At 44.3% G+C, this 21417-nt stretch carries 15 protein-coding genes; 4 read left to right on the forward strand and 11 right to left on the reverse strand.

Annotation, left to right across the window (positions count from 1 at the left end; translation table 11 throughout):
* Positions 1-66 precede the first annotated feature (66 nt).
* Positions 67-900, forward strand: a complete 834-nt coding sequence (locus I579_RS02375) for an NUDIX domain-containing protein (protein WP_010752791.1) — start codon at positions 67-69, stop codon at positions 898-900.
* A gap of 244 nt (positions 901-1144) precedes the next feature.
* Here the strand turns inward: I579_RS02375 and I579_RS02380 are convergent, their stop codons facing one another.
* From I579_RS02380 to I579_RS02395, 4 genes are all read right to left on the reverse strand, one after another.
* Complete coding sequence (locus I579_RS02380) at positions 1145-2068, reverse strand: RNA-guided endonuclease InsQ/TnpB family protein (protein ID WP_010752790.1); 924 nt, start codon at positions 2066-2068, stop codon at positions 1145-1147.
* Positions 2069-2262: 194 nt separating this feature from the next.
* Positions 2263-2826, reverse strand: a complete 564-nt coding sequence (locus I579_RS02385; protein ID WP_010752789.1) for an aminoglycoside 6'-N-acetyltransferase — start codon at positions 2824-2826, stop codon at positions 2263-2265.
* Between the two features lie 113 nt (positions 2827-2939).
* Positions 2940-4010, reverse strand: coding sequence for a dual-specificity RNA methyltransferase RlmN (rlmN, locus tag I579_RS02390; RefSeq protein WP_010752788.1), 1071 nt, complete (start codon positions 4008-4010; stop codon positions 2940-2942).
* 138 nt (positions 4011-4148) lie between these two features.
* Positions 4149-6578, reverse strand: coding sequence for a DNA translocase FtsK (locus tag I579_RS02395; RefSeq protein ID WP_010752787.1), 2430 nt, complete (start codon positions 6576-6578; stop codon positions 4149-4151).
* Between the two features lie 305 nt (positions 6579-6883).
* Between I579_RS02395 and I579_RS12885 the strand changes: the two genes are divergently transcribed.
* A complete protein-coding gene (locus I579_RS12885; protein WP_010752786.1) occupies positions 6884-7054 on the forward strand; it encodes a hypothetical protein in 171 nt (56 codons plus the stop codon).
* A gap of 588 nt (positions 7055-7642) precedes the next feature.
* On the opposite strand, the gene I579_RS02400 is transcribed toward I579_RS12885, so the two are convergent.
* The 7 genes from I579_RS02400 to I579_RS02430 form a co-directional block, all read right to left on the reverse strand.
* The gene (locus I579_RS02400; RefSeq protein WP_010752785.1) at positions 7643-11875 is read right to left on the reverse strand and encodes an Ig-like domain-containing protein; all 4233 of its coding nucleotides are present in this window, start codon (positions 11873-11875) and stop codon (positions 7643-7645) included.
* Between the two features lie 13 nt (positions 11876-11888).
* Positions 11889-12851, reverse strand: coding sequence for a hypothetical protein (locus tag I579_RS12770; RefSeq protein ID WP_010752784.1), 963 nt, complete (start codon positions 12849-12851; stop codon positions 11889-11891).
* Between the two features lie 369 nt (positions 12852-13220).
* Complete coding sequence (locus I579_RS02410; protein WP_034810314.1) at positions 13221-14219, reverse strand: sugar kinase; 999 nt, start codon at positions 14217-14219, stop codon at positions 13221-13223.
* Positions 14216-14866 (reverse strand): bifunctional 4-hydroxy-2-oxoglutarate aldolase/2-dehydro-3-deoxy-phosphogluconate aldolase, encoded by a 651-nt coding sequence (locus I579_RS02415; protein WP_010752782.1) that lies wholly within the window; start codon positions 14864-14866, stop codon positions 14216-14218. Before I579_RS02415 ends, I579_RS02410 begins: the two co-directional genes overlap by 4 nt.
* A 79-nt stretch (positions 14867-14945) precedes the next feature.
* Positions 14946-15749, reverse strand: coding sequence for a gluconate 5-dehydrogenase (locus I579_RS02420; RefSeq protein WP_010752781.1), 804 nt, complete (start codon positions 15747-15749; stop codon positions 14946-14948).
* 23 nt (positions 15750-15772) lie between these two features.
* Positions 15773-16615, reverse strand: a complete 843-nt coding sequence (gene kduI, locus I579_RS02425) for a 5-dehydro-4-deoxy-D-glucuronate isomerase (RefSeq protein ID WP_010752780.1) — start codon at positions 16613-16615, stop codon at positions 15773-15775.
* Positions 16616-16746: 131 nt separating this feature from the next.
* Positions 16747-17508 carry an IclR family transcriptional regulator gene (locus tag I579_RS02430; RefSeq protein ID WP_010752779.1) on the reverse strand — a complete coding sequence of 254 codons (762 nt, stop codon included), beginning with the start codon at positions 17506-17508 and terminating at the stop codon, positions 16747-16749.
* A gap of 336 nt (positions 17509-17844) precedes the next feature.
* Here I579_RS02430 and I579_RS02435 point away from each other — a divergent pair, with 336 nt between their 5' ends.
* Positions 17845-19215 carry an MATE family efflux transporter gene (locus I579_RS02435; protein WP_010752778.1) on the forward strand — a complete coding sequence of 457 codons (1371 nt, stop codon included), beginning with the start codon at positions 17845-17847 and terminating at the stop codon, positions 19213-19215.
* 172 nt (positions 19216-19387) lie between these two features.
* The gene (locus I579_RS02440; RefSeq protein ID WP_010752777.1) at positions 19388-21397 is read left to right on the forward strand and encodes a KUP/HAK/KT family potassium transporter; all 2010 of its coding nucleotides are present in this window, start codon (positions 19388-19390) and stop codon (positions 21395-21397) included.
* The last annotated feature ends 20 nt before the right edge of the window (positions 21398-21417 follow it).

Raw genomic sequence — 21417 nt, forward strand, 5'->3', positions numbered from 1 at the left:
TGTGCCAAAGTCCCTAGCAAAACGTGCTACAATAGAACTACAGTTATTGACAGGAGGCTCGCCAGCATGAAGGAATTTCCCTCTGAGCTTGAAGAGAAAATCTACTACGAACAAGTCGCCAGTGAACCGGAATTTTTAGACTGGTATCACCGGCAAGAACATCCGGAATACGCCAAGCCTTCGTTGACGGTGGACATGGTCTTAATGTGTTACAACAAAGAAGAAGACCAGCTAAAAACCTTGCTAATCCAACGTAAGGGCCATCCTTATCGCAATTCTTGGGCGCTTCCCGGCGGCTTTGTGAATCCTAATGAATCCACCGACGACAGTGTGATTCGTGAAACCAAAGAAGAAACCGGCGTCACCATTGGCTCCCACAACATCGAGCAACTCCACACCTTTAGTACACCAAACCGTGATCCCCGAGGCTGGGTGGTCACCGTGAGTTATTTGGCTTTTATCGGCGAAGAACCTTTGATTGCCGGAGATGACGCCAATGAAGTTCGCTGGTTCAACATGGAACGCCGAGGCAATCAGCTTTACCTGACCTCTGGTGGCGTGGAAATCATCTTAGACTTAAAGAGTGGCCACTCTTCCGGCAATGATACTTTGGCCTTTGACCACAGCAAAATCATCTTAAAAGCCTTTAATCGGGTGGCCGACAAAATGGAACACGAGCCCTTGGTTTTGCAAGTCTTAGGAGATAGCTTCACCATTACCGAAGCCAGAAAAGTCTTCGCCAAGTTTTGGGGCGTGGATTTTCGTTCCATCGATCATTCCAATTACAAAAAAGCGATGTTGCAATACTTCGATGAAATCGGCGAACGACCTTTAGGCATTGGCCGTCCTTCGAAGATTTACCGCTTAAAAGAAGCCGTTTTACAAGGCAAACAGTCATAAAAAAGCGTTCCCTGCTAGTAGTGATTCGAAAAAGTTAGCCTAAAAAGCTAGCTTTCACCTGTCTCACCCCTAGTTGTGGGCGCTTTTTTTGTCATCAAAAAAAGCCGCGAGGATCCGCGGCCTAGAAAATGGTTTCTTATAATTAGTGGACCGGATTCCTAGAAACAAAAGTCCCATGACTTTTTCTATACCCTAGGCGAGCCCTGGGGTCCCTTCCAGTTGGTTCATTCCTTGTGCGGTGCGCTTATGAAGTAGCAATGCTAACGGTTTTCCCGTACCAGTGTGCTTTGTACTGGATTTTTTGAAGCAAGTGTTGCCAATCACTGCCACTGAAATTCCCCCGTAATCCCCGGGCCGGGTAAAGGAAAATCTCATCGTAGCCCTCGACGATTTGTAAGGATAGCTCGTCTAGATAGTTTTGCTGACGGGCTCGTTTGTGCCGATGCAACTCAGCAACTCGAGCTTTTTGTTTTTGATAATTCCGAGCCGCAGCTAATTCCACCTTACGACGTTGGGCGCTTTTTTGCCGTCTTTGCAACCGTCGCTCTTCCCGTACAATCTTTTCGAGCAAAGGCTCTTGGGAAAACACGGAATCGAATTTCCCTTTTTCTCTCAGTAAGTGCTCCGGACAAAAGTGCAGTGCAATCTTCTTATTCGTCTTAGGCAAAGGCGCAACTTCTTCCTCACAGAGCAATGAAACCGAAAATTCCCGTAGATTTTTAGCCGATATCGTCGCCGAACGAATCGTCCCTTTGACCTCCCGATGCAATTTCAATGGCACTAAGGATTTCAACTTCGGTAATTTCAGCTGTCCTTCCACAATGCGAATCGTCCCTTGTTGATTGTTGGTGGTATACGACTGCCAACTATTTTTTTTGGTTTTCAATTTGGGATGACCACACCGACCGGCATAATAATTGCGAAAGGCCCGGTCTAAATTGCGCTGGGCATTGGCCAAGGCCAGACTGTCTGTTTCCTTTAAAAAAGGATAGCTACACTTTAAGGCGGCCGGCGTTAAAGGTTTGCTATCAGCCGCCGACTCTCGCTGTTCTCGGTATTTTAACAATGCATTGTAGGTAAACCGCACACAGCCGAATGTCTCCACGAAGAATTTTCGTTGCTCTTCGGTGGGATACAGCCGAAACTTATAAGCCTTTAACACCTTCATTTTTTCACCTCCGAAAGTTTTCTGAATATTGACTACATTCAGATTTATAGACCAGTCTAATGAATTTTTATAAAAAAATCAAGAGATTAACGTATATTTCTGCTGAAATATCTTCGATGATGAATAAAACGTTCGGATACAGCGTTAAAAAAAAGACTAGCCTGAGGCGTCGGACGCCAAGACTAGTCTTTTAATCATTTTTCAGGTTGTTTCAATTCGTCTGGGTACTCGGCCACACGCTTGGCCATTAAAATATCTGGCTTTTGCCACCCACTGGCATCTGGAATCATCCCCACCACTTGATACCCTTGTTTTTCATAAAACTCAAAGGGATGATGATTAAGATTTTTGATTTCTTTGAGTGCTTGTAAAGGATCTTGAAACCCATCCAACTGGCTCAAACTCGTTTGTTGGTGGTCGTCATCGGCACCTAAATAAACCACTAAGCCCCCACGAGAGGCGATTTCATCTTCCACAAAGGTCATTAAACGAGCGCCAATTCGCTGCCGGCGATGACTGTCTCGCACCACTAAAGGATGCAATTCCCAACCGGTTTTATCATATTGAGGAATCGCCCCCACAAAACCGATCAACTCATCGTCCGCCAAAGCCACAATGGCGATGCGGTCTTTTTGCAATAGTTGATCCACTTCCTTGGCACCTTGTCCGCCATAAGCTTCTGGCCAAGTCTGCTCTAACAAATCAGCTAATTGGACTTTTAACGCCGGATCTTCCCGGTCAAACTCTGTGACGATCATTTTCTCACCTACTTTTTTTGAATGCTTCAATTGTACCAGTTTCCACTTTCTTCAGGTAATGATTCGCCTTTCAAAAAAAGAGGCCGGAAAAAATATCCGCCCTCTTCACTGCCTTATGCTCTTTTCGCAGCTCGTTTCTTCATTTGCTTGCCTCGTAGTTGTCCGCAGGCTGCATCGATGTCTGTGCCGTGTTCTTTTCTGATCACACAGTTGATTCCCCGTTTTTTTAAACGATCGTAAAAACGCAATTGATCCGCTTTGTCGCTCCGGCTGTATTGATCGTGTTCACTGACCGGATTGTACGGAATCAAGTTCACATACGCCAGCTTCTTCTTGTCTTGCAATAAATCCGCCAATTGATCCGCGTGCTCCAAGCGATCGTTGACTTCTTTTAGCATGATGTACTCAAAAGTAATCCGGCGATTGTTTTTAGACAAGTAGTAATCCACGGCTTCCATTAGTGTTTCCAAAGGATAGCTTTTGTTTATCCGCATCATGGAAGAACGAACTTCATTGTTTGGGGCATGTAGTGAGATTGCCAAGTTTACTTGCAAGTCTTCTTCGGCAAACGCACGAATCTTCCGGGCCAATCCACTGGTAGAAACCGTAATATGGCGCGCACCAATGGCCAATCCTTTGGCATCATTGATAATATGCAAAAAGTCCATTACATTGTCATAGTTGTCGAAAGGCTCTCCGATTCCCATAACCACCACGTGAGAAACCCGTTCCCCTAGGCCACGTTCATCAAAGTAGTGTTGAACCAACATGATTTGAGCGGTGATTTCCCCAGCAGTCAAATCCCGTTGTTTTCGCAAAAGACCACTGGCACAGAAAGTACAGCCGATATTACAGCCGACTTGGGTAGTGACACAGACAGACATACCGTATTCTTGTCGCATCAAAACTGTTTCGATCATCATTTGATCCGGTAGTTCAAACAAGTATTTTACCGTACCGTCTTGGGCTTCTTGCACCACTAGTTGGGTCAGAGGATTGATCACATAGTGTTCTTCTAACTTTTCAATCAAGCTTTTCGCCAGATTGGACATCTGGTCAAAGCGTTCCACTCGCTTATCGTAAAGCCACTCCCAAATCTGGGTAGCGCGAAATTTCTTTTCTCCCTGGTCTTCTAGCCATTGGATTAATTGCGCCTTGGTCAGACCATAAATAGATGGTTTCAAATCGTTCCCTCGTTTCCAAAAATATCGTTCCTACTATAACGGAAAAAGCACTGCATTTCAATCGCTCCTTGGCCTTCTTAACAAAAAGCAAAGCCAAAAACAGGTGCCGCCAAGAAGCCGACACCTGTTTTTTTTGATTTAGATTTCCGGTTCCTCTTCCGGAGCCGGCTCGATTAAGACTTTCCGTGGCTTACTACCCTCAGAAGGCCCTACGACACCATGGGCTTCCAACTCATCTACCAGGCGAGCCGCCCGATTGTAGCCAATGCGAAAGCGCCGTTGCAATAAGGAGACGCTGGCAGTTTGCATTTCCACCACTAACTCTTTGGCTTGTTCAAAGAGTTCGTCTTCCGGCGCGCTGTTTGTAGCACTTCCAGAAGCTTCTTCATCGGTAACCATCATTTTTTCCTCATAATGAGCTTCTTGCTGATCCGTGACAAATTCCACGATGCGTTCCACCTCATGATCGGAAATAAAGGCCCCTTGCACCCGAATCGGCTTGTTTTCACCCATAGGTAAGAAGAGCATATCCCCACGACCTAGGAGTTTTTCCGCCCCGTTAGTATCGATAATCGTACGGGAATCCACCCCGCTGGAAACCGCAAAGGCCATTCGAGAGGGTACGTTGGCCTTGATGATCCCAGTGATGACATCCACACTCGGCCGTTGTGTCGCCAAAATCATGTGAATCCCAGCGGCCCGCGCCATTTGCGCCAAACGAATAATGGCATCTTCCACTTCATTAGAAGCAACCATCATCAAGTCCGCCAACTCATCCACGATTACCACGATAAATGGTAAGGTGGGATGAATTTCTCCGTCTTCCAAACTACGCTGTTGGACAAATTCGTTATACCCCGTGATGTTACGCACCCCGGTAGCTGCAAACTTTTCATAGCGTTCTTCCATTTCCTTAACCACTTTTTGCAAAGCTTGAGCTGCTTTTCGCGGATTGGTCACCACAGGCGTCAATAAATGAGGAATCCCGTTGTAGACGTTCAGTTCCACCATTTTCGGGTCAATCATCATTAACTTGACCTCATGGGGTTTAACTTTCATCAAAATACTGGTGATGATCCCGTTAATCGCCACGGACTTCCCACTCCCGGTGGAGCCGGCGATCAGTAAATGGGGCATCTTGGACAAGTCTGCCAGTTGAATCTGACCAGAAATATCCCGACCTAAAGGTACTTCCAGTAATTTATCTGGATGATCTGGTGTGGCTTCGATGACTTCTCGGAAGGAGACCGTGGACACCGTACTATTTGGCACTTCAATCCCGATTAAGGACTTGCCGGGAATCGGCGCTTCCATCCGCACGTCTTTAGCCGCTAAAGCGAGCGCAATATCGTCCGTTAAGTTAACGATTTTCGACACCTTTACCCCCACAGCCGGTTGCACTTCGTATTTGGTAACGGCTGGTCCAAGACTGGCTTTCACCACTTTAGCATCTACACCGAAACTTTGGAAGGTGGTTTCTAAAACGCCGATATTGTGTTCAATTCGCTTGTATTCGTCGGACTGATCGGTAGGAGGAAGTTGATCCAAAAGGGTTACTGGTGGCAATTGATAATCCCGGTCTTCCAATTCTTCCGAAATCTCAAAATCCAAGTCTTCCCCGTCATCTTCTTCCGCCTCACTATTGGCTCCAGAAGTGGCAGCCGAGGCAGCTTTTTCTCCTGCTGCTCCTGTTGCTTTTGGCAACCCAGTGCTGTTTTCTGGGGGAGTAAAGCCATCGATTTGAACCCGACTAAAGATGTCCCCTTGCTCCGGTTCGATTTCAGGTTTTGCAGCTTTATTTTCTTGGGCGAGTCTTTCCCCTTCCGTCAAAGGCCGCACTTGATTACGCTGTTCATTGGCCAAAATTTGAGCTTTGGCCGCTTCTTTTTCGGCTGCTAATTTCTCAGCTTTTGCGGCTTGGCGCTCTGCTTTTTTTGCTTCTCTGGCGGCTTTTTTTTCTGGACTACCAGCAATTAAGCGTCCCAATCGGTTTCCTAGTCCTTGGAAGAACTCCACCAACTGGCCCGCACTTAAGTTGCTGAGTAAAAAGGCCCCTAGTAATAGAAGCAATGTGGCAATCAAATAGCTACCCACTTGAGATACGAGGAAGTACGTGACGCTGTACAAGAGCGCCCCCAGCATTCCTCCCCCCACATTTTGGCTGACTTGACTACTACGGATGTCTTGTAAAAGCAAGCTCCAAGTCGTACTGATAATATTCGGATCGCCCGACTGGACCTTGCCAAAAAGCGCCGCATGGAAAAAGAGCAAAACCGCTAAATAAAATACCATGCCACCGATAATGCGACGATAGTTTTCAATATGGGCGTCTAGTTTCCGCACCATAAGCCAGATGCCATACGCACCTAGTCCTAGGCTCAACAGCGGATAAGTATTGCCCCCTATTAGGCGTAAACAGTTGGCTAGTAATGTTCCTAAAAAGCCCAACTGAAAAAGTCCAAAGACTGCCAGTAGGACAAACAACAGCCCCACCAGTAAAATTGTCAGCTTCTCTTGCTGTTGAATTTCTTTCTTCGTTTTCTTTCGGCTACGTTTTTTTTGTGCCATTCCTTTTTTCCCTCATTTCATCCTTCCCATTATACCAAAAAAACCGGGGAACAACAGTTTTCATCCGCGGATTTTCCCGCAAATAAAAACGCCCGTCCCTTATTTATCAAACAAGGGCCGAACGGAATCGTTTTCTATTTTTTTTGCGTTAAAAAGCCAGATTTTCCGGCATATTCTTTGCACTTTTACAACTTTTTTGCTATGGTAAGATGCAGGTTTTTGGTCTTTGACTAGACATTTAGCAGCCAAACCTTCATTTATTGCACTTATTTCGAACATTTTTTTGAGGAGTTGTCTGGTTTACTATGAAATTTCTATTTTTCTTTACTTTATTTTTTTGCGCCATCGCCTATCTCTTTTACCTACTGACTCGCCGGAGCATCAAATCCGTTTATGCAGAGTTAGAGGGCACAAACAAATGGCTGCGTAAAATCAGAGCCGTTTTTAAAGGAATCTTCCAGCTAATCGCGTATTAAGCTCCTGGCCGCCATGTGCGGCTTTTTTTTATAATAAAATCGGGATACCCAAAAGACGCATGATAATCAGCAGGATTCCTGCAATAAAAACAACAGCACCTAAAACATACAAAACAAATCCAAGCCAAAACCCCCGTTGATTACGAAATATCTCTCCACCTCATTTTCTATGTAGACCAATTTTAAGAGCATGATAACATAACAAGAACCCCTTGTACTTAAAGGGTTCGTTAATTCAAATAAAAAAACAGTGATAAGCTTTTAGAACGGCAACCCATTATTTTTTAAAAACCAGAAACCTAACCTTCTTTTTTTGAATTATTTCCACCATAAGACACCAGAAAACCTCATGTTCTCCCTAAAAATGAATTTTCTTAAAATTATGAAACTTTTTTCATTTAATCTCCCTTTTGAATGTCACTTTTATTCCCTTGAGATAAACTAGCGCAAAAATACGAAGAACAAGCTCCTGGGATTGATGGTTCTTTTGCTCTCATAAGTCATCAAAAGAAAACACCGCATCAAGTCGTTTCCATCGACTTGATGCGGTGTTTGGCGCTAGTCTGCCTATAGCTGCTTACTAGCTTCCTACTTATTCTTGTTGCCATTGCCGTTGTTATTTCCCGGCTTGCCCCCTTGTTTTAATTCCAAAGACTTAATGGCTTCTCTCAATTCTTTTGCTACTTGGTTCACTTCTTTTTTCGTTGCTTGTTTGTCATCATAAACCCCTTGTGCTTTTGTCCGCACCTCTTGGAATGCTTGCCAGCTGTCAGCAGTATAGTCTGCTTCATTTTTCCCTTGCGCTTCTGCTAAGAGTTTTTCTAAGTTTTTCTTATTAACTTCTTGGGTATTTTTTTCTACCAATCCATCAATAGCCGCTAGCAAGTTTTCAGTCGCTTGATTGACTTGGCCTTGAGTGACTTCTTCATCTAGAATCTGCTTAGCTTCAGACAAAGCCGTTTCAACTGCTGTCCAACTTTCTGGAGTATAGTTGGCTTTTTTAAGACTTTCTGCGGTTTCAATTGCCGCAGCTAAGTTCTCTTTGTTTACAGCAACTTTAAAGGTGTAAACTTCGCTAACCGTTGGCAAAATATGACTTTTCACTAAGATTTCATATATTCCTGGAGTTGCTGTCTCAGGAATCGTAACCAGACCGTTTTGATCAACTGTTGGCAAAGCGCCTTGTGGTTCTGCCGTCTTAACCAAGACAAAGTCTAGTTGACTACTCCATTCGTCTAGTTCTTCGTATTTTCCTTCCCCTTTGATTTCCACCGGAATTTCATGAGTTGTGCCTGGTTCTAGTGGCGTTTGCTCGTCAGCGATGACGATTTCTTCAGGGATTGGATGGGTATGGACCGTTTGGAAAACTTTCAGATCTTTTGGATTAGAAATGTCGGCTTTTTCTTCAAGACCTGCTGGGAAACTATATTCTCCTGGCGGGCTTGAAGGGGAGTAGTTGCTAACATCATCATCCCAAGAAATCACTTGGAAGACAACCTCTTCACCACTTTCCAAAACGGCGGTAACTTCCGTTGGCATGTCTAATTCTCCCCGAGAAGTTCCCATAAGTCGATCCAATTCAGGTAATTCTTTGAAGGATGCAATTTTTTCAGTAGTAACTTTTACATGAGCCGTAATCGGCATTGCTACGCCAACCGCTTGCCCTCGTACATCAAATTCTCCTTCTTCTTGATACAATTCTTCTTTAATTGTCGGCCAATTAATCGCTACGGTTTTACTTGTGCCATTGGAGTATTGAATCTTCGTACTTTCTGGTAATATTGGTGCCACTCCTGCTGGTGTTTCGATTTCAATGGCTTCATGTCCCGTTTCATAAACATTGGACAAGACAATTTTCGGCGCCAATGTATCTTCTGCCATTGCCGGATGATTTTCCGGAAGTTTTAACTTGCCTGCTTGATAATCTGCATAGGCTTGTTTTGCTCCCTCTTTTGAAAAAGCATCAAAACCGGCATTATCAGGATTGTACCCTGGCAACTTGCTATCGGTAATCGCTAGCAAGAAGCTGATTTTTTCCGGTACTTCTCCTTTTTCCGATAACTTACGCACATAGCTGCTGATATCCACATTCACAACATTGTGGTTGCTGATGATTTCTGAGTTGGTATAAGAGTTCCGGGCAATAAAGTCATCATTTGGTACGGAAGCATTTCCCGGACCATTGTTCCACGTCACTTTATCCGTAGTCCAATCAGAATCCACTGCATAGACATCCATTTGGAATTGGGTATTGTTCAGTTGATCTTGTTTGCTGCTACCCGCTCCATTCCACGCATCGTAACGCATAACGCTTAACTGCAGATCCGCATGTTTCAAATCAGGAGTCAGTTTTAAATCTTTCGTATCCACTTCCACATAAATACGGCGATTATATCCTGGTGACGCATTCTTCAATTTTAAGACATAGTTATTTGCATAGTTCACGCCGTATGGATATTTGTAGCTGTCGCCACTACTTACACTACCGACAGTACCCGCAATTGCGGAATAAGCCGTATCTCCATTGCTCATTTGGACAAAGGCTGTTTGACCAGCCGGGTGGATTTCGGTGGTGCTCCCTTCCCCTAAGTCTCCAGAGAAAGTTACATTCGCTTGAATCTTGATGTCCCCATCCGCTAGACCAACTGCTTGGCCACGCACTTCAACCGTACCTGCTTGATTGACTGCGTCTTGCGGGATTTGATCCCATTCAATGGCGAAATCCTTTGCTCCTTCAGCAACTACTTCTCCGTTAACTAGCTCTTTGTATTGTAGATTAAGGCTAGCAGGCAAGCTTGGGTAGACCCCTGTTGCACTTTCCACGTCCAAGGAAACATCATCATACTTGGTCAATTTTTCCACATTCGAAGCTTGTTGCGCTCCAATATCCAAAACTTTATTGGCCAATGAGTTCCCAAAGAAGTCCTCGGTGGCTGTATTATTAGCGGACAACCCTTTGCCACAAGCCGGTGAATCTGCTTGCAAGGTAAAGAATGCCGCCCGTTTGCGCAAGCGTTCCTTACTAGTAAAGGCCGCCACATCCCCATTGGTTGCCAATTGGGTAAATTCTTGTTCTGCCAATTGAGCCGCTAATTCTTCATTGCCACTGATTGCTAGTTTTGGATCCGCAAAGATATTATTGGCGCTTTCCAATTTTTCAACGGTCGCACCGCTCTTTTCAGATGCAATTTCTTTTGGCCAAATAATATTGTTTTTAATGAATTTTTCTGGTGTATCACTCATTTTTCGTTCCACTGGATCGCTACCGTTGGAAGGATAGTTCGCCAAGAATTTCAGAGAACCGGCTCCTTCTTTGTATAGGATATTGTTTTGGAAATGAGCAATTGTACCGCTATTGTCAGAGCTATTTCCTTCACCGAATAGTGAAGTAGAGATGCCGTCTCCCACGTAGAACGTATTGTTTTGAATCAAAGGCATGCTTGCCCCATCATTTTTCACCCAATAGTGGAAGATACTTTGCTCTTTATAAGTGTAACCCCCAGCGCCACCAGGGTTATCGACCCCAGTCCCCCGGTTGCCGGCACCATCATTGGCCGAAATGTTATAACGCACAATGGAATTTCGTTGGTCTGACATCAGCAACAAAAAGCCCCCGGTATTGTGGTGGGAATAGTTGTACTGATAAACCACTCGATTACACTGCATATCGATATCATAGGCTTCGGCATCGTTGTAACCGTATTGAATCCCGTACACTTCATTGTATTGGAAAACACCGTCATCCACAGACATCGCCCACACACCGGCATAGTTTTGTGTTCCGTAGTCTGCGTTACAAGCTCGCACCGCTACGTTCCCCTCTACAACACCGCCACTAGCGATTTCAGACAAGACGATACCGTCTCCAGCAATGTCTTCTAAATAATTATTGCGAATCGTAATATTAGAAAATGTCTTATAGAAGGAATTGCCTCGAGAAGTATCCGCATCGGCTTTGGTTCGGATTCCTTCCAAGCCGACTCTTTGAACCACGTTATTTTCAATTAAGACATCATTGAACCCAGTTGTCGAGCGGTGTTCCCCTTCAGGTAAAACAATGGTCCCATTTTCATCGGACCAGTTTCCCAATACGATGATTCCGCCGACACATTTTGAGCGGCGAGTTTCTTGGCTCCCGCTAAAGTTCAAATAATACTCGCTTTGCACATCATGAACATAGTTGTTGCGAACTTTAATGCTGTTGAAAACCCGTTCTTGTTCATAACCTAAAATCAAAATTCCAGCTCGTTGGGCATCCCCTGGCTTTTTATAAGCTTCTTTATCAGCCAAATCCGGTGTATTGGTCACTTCTAAGTTAGAGATTTCCCAATACTCTTGATTCACCAATTGAACCCCACCGGAAATCGAGCGTTTGAAAGTACCCAAACTGTAGGTCCCGCCGGCGTTAATGACCGGACGACGATTTGTTTCAAAAACCGGGTTGCCTTGTTCATCTAAATCATAGATGTCAATGGTAATGGCATTGCCTGCTTCCCCGCTACCTTTAGGATACAAACGTTGATTGTTCCATGTGCTTTGGGCATTTAAGAGAATGTGATCCCCTGGTTGAAAGGTGGTCTCATTGACCCGTTCCAAATTTTTCCAAGCATTGGTTGGCGACAAGCCATCCGCTTGGTCATTCCCTTTTTCCCCGTCAACAAAATACGTCTTACCGGTAGTGGCTAGCCCTACTGATTGAAAGTGACTTTCCTGTGCCACCTCTTCCCCATGCACGGGCATGACTGGAAAGGTGAATTGTGCCATAACGACCAATATGGCAAAAAAGAGTCGTGATACCTTCACTAATGATTTCGTTTTCATTTTCTACTCCTTATCAATTTTTGTTTTGATAACTGGTACGAAATGATTCTTCGATTTTTTCGGGTAATGCTACTTTCGCCTGCTTCACCCCTTTAGCAATTCGTTGTTCATAAAGTTCGTTGATATACTGATTTTCGGCAAGCTTTGGCGCCTCCTCAACGGTTAATAGCTGTCCTCCCTCCACTTTCACTATATAAAAAAATTGCTGCTGATCCCCAACCACCACTGTTCCTGGTTCTTCTTTACTTAAAAAGCTTCCCAAGCTCTGACTGTAGACATCGTCTTTTTGGAATTCGGCACTTTTTAACGTCAGTGCTGAAACCAGCTGCTGAGGCAATTGTTGTTGCCACCAACTTTCACATTCAGTCAAACTAAGCTGAGCAGGAATCTGCTGGGCAATTTTTTGTAACGTCGCTAATTCCCCGGAATACCCCGGAATTTCGATTGCAGAAACGGCATAATCCGTCTCTTTATACTTGTCTTCTAAAGACTCAAAAGCCTGAGCCAACTGCTTTTCACTAGTCGGCGTTGCTTTCAACCAAGCTTCTTTGATTTTATTGGCTAGTTGCTCGTCTTGGGTAGCCAAGTATTGTCCCAAAGAGAGATTCGTCTTGGCATTTTCCCACGCTTTTTGTTCCTCTTGAAAGGACTTCTCCTCTGTTACTTTTAAGGATACGGCAGTCTCATTGACCACTCGATGCCGCACCAATGCTCCAACGGCTTCCTCGTATAAGGCGTCGATAGGTTGTTCGCCTTGATAGCTTTCCTCCCAAAAATGTTGCCCATAGGAATTGATGTGGTATTTGTCGGCAAATTGACTAGCCACCTGATTGGCATATTCGTCCCCATAAGCCGTTAGCTCTGCCAAGGTGACTTCCTCTCCGTTAACGGCAGCCAATTCCTTTGGCTTAACAAAAAAAACCAGCAAAATAATTACTAAAAAAATAGCCGGAATAGCTAAAAATTTACGTTTCATCCCCGTCTCCTCTCGCTATTTCCAATAAAAAAAACACCATTACAGGTGCCATTATAGACCAGAACCCCAATTAAAGAAAGCGCTTTTTTACTAATAAAAGTAAAATTCTATTGCTTTTTACTGAAATTAGCGTTTTTTTATTTTCCTCTCACTTATATAAGTAAGCGTTATCATTATTTTGATATTAATATGTCTAGTCAAACCTTTCAAAAAGCAATTCTATACGTATTTGTTACTGTTTTTTTGAAAGACAGTTTTTAGCTTTTTCTCAATGAAAAACTTTCCAACAACAAAAGCAACTATAAAAAAACAAAAACTATATTTCGGAACACAAAAAAACCTCGGCACAACGTCCGAGGTTCCTTATTTCTAGCGTTTAATTTCTTTCACACCACTGCGTAGCAATTCTTCAATGTCCTCAGCGGAGAACTGATTGTGATCCCCTGCCACCGTGTGCTTCATAGCGGAAGCCAAGGTAGCAAATTCCACCGTTTTTTGCGGCTCAAAGCCACTTAAAATCCCGTGAAGTACGCCGCCGGTATAGGCATCACCGCCACCCACTCGATCCACGATATAGGCAATATCGTATTCACCAGATGTGTACAGCTCACCATTTTGGTACAAGTGACCTTTCAGACGGTTGTGGTTGGCATTGATCACTTCTCGACTGGTAGCATAAAAGAGTTGGATATTCGGATAGCGAGCTTGAATCTCTTGGTAATAGTACCCCAAATCTCCATCGGCTTTTTCCGGTACTTTGAAAAAGTTCAAAGCATCCAAACGCGCTGCCGACAGATAGTCCACATAACCCGCTACTTCCCGCACAAAAGCACCACATTCTTCCACGGACCAAAGTTTGCCTCGATAGTTGATATCCAAGCCCACTTTGACTCCTTGTTCTTTGGCCGCTTTTGCTAAATCCAATGTCCACTGACGCCAATCAGCCGATAAAGCCGCGGTGATTCCAGAAAGCATCAAGACTTCCGTATCTGCCAAAAGCTCTTGAAAATCCCAAGGCAGTTCAGAAGTTGAAGCAAAGCTAGAGTACTTACGATCGTAAACTACATTGGAAGAACGTAAACCAATGCCGGTTTCCAAATAATAAGTCCCTAGGCGCTCCCCACCCATTTTCAACAAGCTACAGTCCACGCCGTATTTTTGTAAATGTTGTTTCACTGCTTGTCCCAGAGGATTCTCCGGAACTAAGCTGGCAAAGGACACCGGGTGCCCGTAATTTGCCAAAGAGATCGCCACATTGGCTTCCCCCCCACCGTAATGGGCCGCAAACAGTGAATTTTCTGCCATCCGTGACGCATCCGTCGTGGAAAGACGAAGCATAATTTCTCCTAATGTGACGACTTTTTTCATACTTGGCCTGCCTTAATCCGGGCAAATTCTGCCATGTATTCTTTTGCTGCCGCAGTGACACCAGCGTAGTCACCAGTTTCAGCAGGTTTCATCAAGTTGCCACCAACGCCTACAGTTACTACGCCAGCTTTGAACCAGTCTTTCATGTTTTCCAAGCTTACGCCACCTGTTGGCATGATGTTCACATGTGGAAGAGGAGCTTTGAAAGCGCCAATGATGGAAGAGCCATAAGCAGATCCTGGGAACAATTTCACGATATCCACGCCGGCTTTCATAGCGTTCTTGATTTCGGTAATGGTCATACAACCTGGCAAGTAAGGAATTTGGTACAAGTTACAGATTTCCGCAGTTTCTTGATCGAAAGTTGGGCTCACGATAAATTCTGCACCGGCCATAATCGCCATGCGGGCAGTAATTGCATCTAAAACAGTTCCGGCACCGACAACTACGTCAGGGTCTTCATTGTTTGCTACGATTTCGGCAATGACTTCATCGGCTTTTGGTAAAGTGAACGTAATTTCCAAACCTTTCATACCACCGGCCAAAAGTGCTTCACATGATTTCAGGCCTTGTTCTTTGGAGTTCCCACGAACAACAGGAATTACCCCAGCATTTGCTAATTTGTTTAAAATATCGACACGTTTCATAAAAAAATCACTCCTCTAAAATAAGTACAGTATATCAGGAAAGCAAAAGAAGCGGGTCAAAAGCGACCCGCTAAAAGTTTTAAGGTTGTTTACCGATATAAGCCAAGATACCGCCATCAACGTACAAGATGTGTCCGTTAACAAAGTCAGAAGCATCAGAAGCTAGGAAAACAGCTGGACCAGCCAAGTCAACGGGTTCGCCCCAACGGCCAGCAGGAGTTTTAGATACGATAAATTGATCGAATGGATGACGAGAGCCATCTGCTTGCAATTCACGCAATGGTGCAGTTTGTGGAGTGGCGATGTAGCCAGGTCCAATCCCATTACATTGGATGTTTGCTTCACCGAATTCGGAACAGATATTCTTCGTCAACATTTTCAAGCCGCCCTTAGCTGCAGCGTACCCAGCAACGGTTTCCCGGCCCAGTTCACTCATCATAGAACAGATGTTGATGATTTTCCCATGACCTTTTTTGATCATGCCTGGTAAAACAGCTTTTGATACGATGAATGGTGCGTTCAAGTCAACGTCGATTACTTGACGGAAGTCTTCAGCAGACATGTCAAGCATTGGAATCCGTTTGATGATCCCTGCGTTGTTGACCAAAATGTCGATTACGCCCACTTCTTTTTCGATTGTTGCAACTAATTCTTCAATCGCTTTTTCGTCGGTAACGTCAGCCACGTAACCGTGTGCTTCGATGCCAGCTTCTTTGTAGTTCGTCAAACCTTTATCGACGAATTCTTGTTTAATATCGTTGAAGACGATCGTTGCGCCTGCTGCTGCTAATGATTTTGCGATTTCAAAACCGATTCCGTAAGATGCACCAGTAATCAAGGCAACTTTTCCGTCTAAACGGAACATATCCATTGAAAAGTCCATATTTTTTTCCTCTTTTCTTTTGATTATTTTAATTCGTCCATTGGAACCATGTCCATATCTGTATAAGTGATGTTTTCGCCACACATTGCCCAGATGAAGGAATAGTTAGAAGTACCAATACCAGAGTGGATTGACCAGCTTGGAGAGATGACTGCTTGTCCTTCGTCTACTACCAAGTGTTTGGTTTCGTCTGGTTTGCCCATCATGTGGAAGACGCGAGTGTCTGGTGTTGCATAGTCGAAGTAAACATATGCTTCCATGCGACGTTCGTGAGTATGACAAGGCATAGTGTTCCAAGCAGAGCCTGGTTCCAAAATGGTGTAACCCATTTGCAATTGGCAGCTTTCGCAAACATTTGGATGAATGTATTGGTAAATTTTCCGTTCATTCAAAGTAACGCCTTCGCCAGTTTCCATTGGTTTTACTTGGTCGATGGAAATCTTCACGTTTGGATATTTTTTGTGAGCCGGAACAGAGCTAATGTAGAATTTAGCAGGGTTCGCAATATCTTCAGAAGAGAACACAACATGTTTGGTTTCTTTCCCGATATAGTAACCGTCTTGTTTTTTCATTGGTTCTTTTTCGCCATCGATTTCGATGAAACCAGGGCCACCAATGTTGATTACACCCAATTCACGGCGTTCCAAGAAGTAATCCACACCAAGTTCTGAAGAAAGTTTGATTTCCAAAGGTTCTTCCGTTGGTGTTACCCCACCAAAGATCATGCGATCGTTGTGAGTGTAAGTCAAACTGATTTCACCAGGAACGAAGACTTTTTCCACCAAAAATTCCCGACGCAATTCTTCAGTAGAATAATGACGGATGTCTAATGGACTATGAGTGTAACGAGTTTCCATGTTTTGCATTTTTCACGACTCCTTCTTTTTAACTTAATGTTTCCAAATAAGAAATTTATTTTTTCTTATTGGAAATTACAACCTCATTATACATGGATTTAAAAAAAAGGCAATTACTTTCCCAAGAAATCCTGGGGAATTTATTTCTGCTGTAATTGCATTTCAATCTGGGCTTTTGTTTCCAAGACAAGGCGAATGACTTTATCCCGAAATTCCGGCGTCAAACGGTACTTAGGCAAGCTAACACTGAACGCTCCTTGGATTTCCTGATTCGCCATTAAAGTAGCTCCCACACAGAAAATATCTTTTTCCATTTCTTCATCATCGAAGGCCACTTGGCTTTTTTGAACTTGTTGAATCTCGTCGGCTAATTTCAGGGAGTTGGTAATCGTATGAGCGGTATACGGTAAGAGCTGTGTCTTTTCTAAATAACTCGCGTATTCCTCTGGGGAAAACTCCGCTAAGACTGCTTTGCCCATAGCCGAAGCGTACAACGGCCGGGTGATGCCGATTTTTGAAGACATTAGGATTGTTTGTCCTTTAGGCTCGATTTTATTCAAATAAAGAATCTCATCCGTAGCCAAGATGCCTAAGTGAATCGTCTCATCCACTTCTTCGTTCAGCAGTTCCAAATACGGACGCGTCGTCTCCACTAAAGCATTTTGTTCTAAGTCGTGATTCGCATAACGGATTAATCGCGAACCCAAGCGATAGGTCTTGTCTACATTCTTTTCCACATATCCGATCAGAATCAGTGTATCCAAAATCTTTAAAGCCGTAGAAGACGTTAGCTGTGTACCTTTGGCAATGGCTTGTAATGATGAATTAGGCATCCCCGCCAAGTAATCCAGTATGTACGAAGCCTTTATCAGAACGGTGCCATAGGGTTTTTGTTTTTCCATATAATACACCTCTTTTTCTATATGAGAAATTATACTCGAGATTGCTACAAATGAAAAGAGCAAATCACCCCTTTCTCAAGGATTTTCCAACTCTTATTTTCTGTTTTTTCTGCCAAATCGGAAATTTCTAGCGTCTAGGCGCCCGCTTTTCCCGCTCAATTCCTTATATGGAAAAAAAGCGCCACACACTTTTTCAAGAGTCTCAGAGATTGCCAACCTTTACTTTGTGAGCCTTTTCAAAGAACAGGTGACTTTTCTTAGGAATGTGATACACTGAAGTTAAATGTGCACACGTTAACAAGCGTCACGTAAAAATGATGAAAGTAGGTTGCTCCCATGGCAAGTTTTGCCGCTAAGTTCAAAGGTTGGTTTTCCGGTGAGGACATTTCCTTTTCCTTCATCGTCGCATTGGTCATCCCCGTGATTATCGATCAGTTCTTCCTCGTGAGTTTCAACTTTATCAACACCGCCATGATTTCTTCTTCAGGTACGGAAGCCGTCAGTGCCGTAAATATGGTAGGTTCCTTGCACTTCTTCATGGTTCAAGTCTTTGCCGCCGTGGGTCTAGGGGGCACCGTGGTCATCTCCCAATACTATGGCCGCAAGAAGCTCAAAGAAATGGGCATCATGTCCGCTTCCACGATTTTTGGCTGCGTCCTCATGGCCTTAGCCATTACGATTACCTTTTTGATTTTACGAGATCCCGTCTTGAACCTTTTGTTTGGGGATGCGGAGCCCGCCGTTATGAAAAATGCTCAAGTTTACATGACTGGGCTTTTACTGAGCTATCCCATGCAAGCCGTTGTGGAAGGTACAAACGGCAGTCTTCGGGGAATTGGCCGCACTAAAGCCTCCTTAAAGCTCTCCCTTTTAATGAATTCCATTTACATTTTGTGTAATATCATTTTTGTTAGTCGTTTGAATTTAGGGGTCTTAGGACTAACCTATTCTTTGAATATCTCCCGCTTTATTGCGTTGTTCTTTGCCTTGTATACCCTCTACGCCAACAGTCAATTGTTAAAGATTCGCCGGGAATACTTCCGTCGGCCGGATTTCAAAAAAATCCGCCACATTATTCGCGTGGCGGTTCCTTTTGCCACAGAGTCTTTGGCATTTAACGGGGGCAAGATCATCATGCAGATTTTGATCGTCTCCTTGGGAACACAAAATATCGCCGCCAATGCCATCGCCCAAAGTTGGGTCCAACTGTCAGAAATCATCCCTTCTGCTTTGAGCACTTCTTTAGTACCGATTGCCGGACAGTGTATCGGCCGCAAGAATATCAAAGATGCTCGAAAGCTGACGAAATCCTTCTTGGTATTGGGCGCTGTGACCTTTTTGATAGTGGATTCTCTGTTGTTGCCTTTCTTTAATGTGGGAATGAAGCTCTTTAATCCACCGGAAGCGGTGATTCCGTTGATTTTCCAAATCTTTTTAGTCTATTACGTCACCCACTTTCTTTTCTGGTCCTTTAGCTTCATCTTGCCGGCAGCATTACGAGCGGCCGGAGATGCGAAGTTCACCACCGTGGTCTCCATGCTCTCCATGTGGTTGTACCGGGTGGGCATGGGGTATTTCCTGGGGATTCACTTAGGCTTTGGCCTCTTAGGAATATTCGGAGTTACGGCATCGGAATGGGCCATTCGCGGCTCGATTTTCTATCTGCGATTCCGGGGAACTAAGTGGTATGAAAATGAATTGATCTAAGATAAACGACAGTGTGCCGATTTTCGGGATTCTGTCGTTTATTTATTGACTATTTTGGCGAATCTGAGTAGAGTGATGGGTAGCAAAATGGCCTATTTTTTAGCCTGCTTGCCTACTCGATCGTCCAAGTGAAATGTCACAGATCGAGTGTTTGAACCTTTGGAGGAAAACCATGAGAGATGTACGGGCAAAACACCAGCCCATCCACAAAATTTCTTTTGGTGGTTTGTTGGTGGCAATGGGTGTCGTTTACGGCGATATCGGAACGAGTCCGTTGTATGTAATGAAAGCAATCGTAGGGGAAAATGGTGGATTGAAAACAATCAATCCCGACTATATTTTAGGCGCTGTTTCCCTAATTTTTTGGACCTTGACGATTTTAACGACGATTAAATACGTGGTCATCGCCTTAAAAGCAGACAACCACGGTGAAGGCGGGATTTTCTCCCTTTACACCTTGGTCCGCAAACAAGGAAAATTTTTGATTATTCCCGCAATGATTGGTGGGGCGGCGCTATTAGCCGACGGGGTCTTGACCCCGGCCGTGACCGTCACCACCGCCATTGAAGGCTTACGGGGCATCCCGGAATTCTTCCAGCGCTTCGGCATGGAACAAAACATCATCGTCGGCATTACCTTAGTGATTTTATTGGTGCTCTTTTCCATGCAGCGCTTCGGCACGGATTTAGTGGGGAAAGCCTTTGGGCCGGTGATGTTCCTGTGGTTTACCTTCTTAGGTCTTGTAGGCATTATGAATTTCAGCCAAGATTTGAGTGTAATTCGGGCTTTCAATCCTTACTATGCGGTGAAATTGCTCTTAAGTCCTGACAATCATTTGGGAATTTTTATTTTAGGCAATATCTTCCTAGCGACTACCGGGGCAGAAGCGCTGTACTCGGACATGGGCCACGTGGGTAAGAAAAACATCTATATCAGTTGGCCGTATGTAAAAATTTGCTTGATGCTCAACTATTTAGGTCAGGCCGCTTGGTTGACGAAGGTTTATCAAGATCCAAGCTACCAAAGCATTGAAGAGTTAAATCCTTTCTTCCGCATGATGCCTGATGGTTGGATGGTTCTAGGGGTGGGCTTTGCGACGATTGCCGCGGTAATTGCTTCCCAAGCATTGATTTCCGGTTCCTTTACCTTGGTCTCAGAAGCCATTAAATTAAAACTATTACCTCGGATGAAAATCACTTATCCCGGGAAAACGATTGGTCAGATGTATATTCCTTTGGTCAATCTCTTACTATGGTTGGCTTGTTCCTTAATCGTGATTACGTTCCGGACCTCTTCTCATATGGAGGCGGCTTACGGACTGTCCATCACAGTGACCATGCTAATGACCACCTTCTTGCTGTTCTTCTTCTTGCGACAAAGTGGCCATAGGCTAATCATTTCCTTACTAATCACGCTGTTCTTCGGTGCGATTGAAACGATTTTCTTCATTTCCAGTGCGGTGAAATTCTTCCACGGGGGCTTTGTGGCGGTTCTGATTGCTTTAGTAATTCTCGGTGTGATGCTTGTTTGGGAATGGGGCAATCTAATCGAAGAACGGGCCTCAGACGACGTGGACTTAAAGGATTACTTGCCTCAATTAAACGAATTGCGCCACGACGAGCACTTACCCATGTATCAAACCAATGTGGTCTTCTTAGTACCGCGAATTGATGGGGACCATATTGAAAAAGCGGCGCTGTATTCCATCTTGGATAAACGGCCAAAACGGGCGGAAGTCTACTGGTTTGTCAACGTCACCGTGACCGACGAGCCATACACTCAAGAATACTCCGTGGACATGATGGGTACGGACTACATCATGAAGGTCAAACTTTATCTGGGCTTCCGCGTAGGCCAAGAGGTCAATGTCTATATTCGCCAGATTATCCATGACATGATGAAACAAGGTCGCTTGCCATTGCAACCACAGAAATACACCATTAGTAAAGGCCGCAATGTAGGAGATTTCCAATTTATCCTGATTCGCAAAATTCTTTCCAACAACACGGTAATTGGCAAATGGGAACGCCAAATCATGCAACTAAAACTAGCCATTAAGAAGATGACCATGTCTCCTGAAAACTGGTTTGGCCTGGAGTACAGCGATGTCTTGTACGAAAATGTGCCACTGATTATCGGTGAGCCCCGGAAAACCCGTTTACAAGAACGGACTGAAAACTAACAAAAAGCCAGGGAAATTCT

It is taken from the genome of Enterococcus asini ATCC 700915 (assembly GCF_000407365.1).
Lineage (GTDB): Bacteria > Bacillota > Bacilli > Lactobacillales > Enterococcaceae > Enterococcus_C > Enterococcus_C asini.

Excerpts from the sequence above, each read along its gene's own strand:
- I579_RS02415 (WP_010752782.1), bottom strand. The coding sequence starts at position 14,866 with ATGAAACGTGTCGATATTTTAAACAAATTAGCAAATGCTGGGGTAATT.
- I579_RS02375 (WP_010752791.1), top strand. The coding sequence starts at position 67 with ATGAAGGAATTTCCCTCTGAGCTTGAAGAGAAAATCTACTACGAACAA.
- I579_RS02435 (WP_010752778.1), top strand. The coding sequence starts at position 17,845 with ATGGCAAGTTTTGCCGCTAAGTTCAAAGGTTGGTTTTCCGGTGAGGAC.
- I579_RS02400 (WP_010752785.1), bottom strand. The coding sequence starts at position 11,875 with ATGAAAACGAAATCATTAGTGAAGGTATCACGACTCTTTTTTGCCATA.
- I579_RS02385 (WP_010752789.1), bottom strand. The coding sequence starts at position 2,826 with ATGATCGTCACAGAGTTTGACCGGGAAGATCCGGCGTTAAAAGTCCAA.
- kduI (WP_010752780.1), bottom strand. The coding sequence starts at position 16,615 with ATGCAAAACATGGAAACTCGTTACACTCATAGTCCATTAGACATCCGT.
- I579_RS02380 (WP_010752790.1), bottom strand. The coding sequence starts at position 2,068 with ATGAAGGTGTTAAAGGCTTATAAGTTTCGGCTGTATCCCACCGAAGAG.
- I579_RS12770 (WP_010752784.1), bottom strand. The coding sequence starts at position 12,851 with ATGAAACGTAAATTTTTAGCTATTCCGGCTATTTTTTTAGTAATTATT.
- I579_RS02410 (WP_034810314.1), bottom strand. The coding sequence starts at position 14,219 with ATGAAAAAAGTCGTCACATTAGGAGAAATTATGCTTCGTCTTTCCACG.
- I579_RS02430 (WP_010752779.1), bottom strand. The coding sequence starts at position 17,508 with ATGGAAAAACAAAAACCCTATGGCACCGTTCTGATAAAGGCTTCGTAC.
- I579_RS02395 (WP_010752787.1), bottom strand. The coding sequence starts at position 6,578 with ATGGCACAAAAAAAACGTAGCCGAAAGAAAACGAAGAAAGAAATTCAA.
- I579_RS02440 (WP_010752777.1), top strand. The coding sequence starts at position 19,388 with ATGAGAGATGTACGGGCAAAACACCAGCCCATCCACAAAATTTCTTTT.
- I579_RS12885 (WP_010752786.1), top strand. The coding sequence starts at position 6,884 with ATGAAATTTCTATTTTTCTTTACTTTATTTTTTTGCGCCATCGCCTAT.
- I579_RS02420 (WP_010752781.1), bottom strand. The coding sequence starts at position 15,749 with ATGGACTTTTCAATGGATATGTTCCGTTTAGACGGAAAAGTTGCCTTG.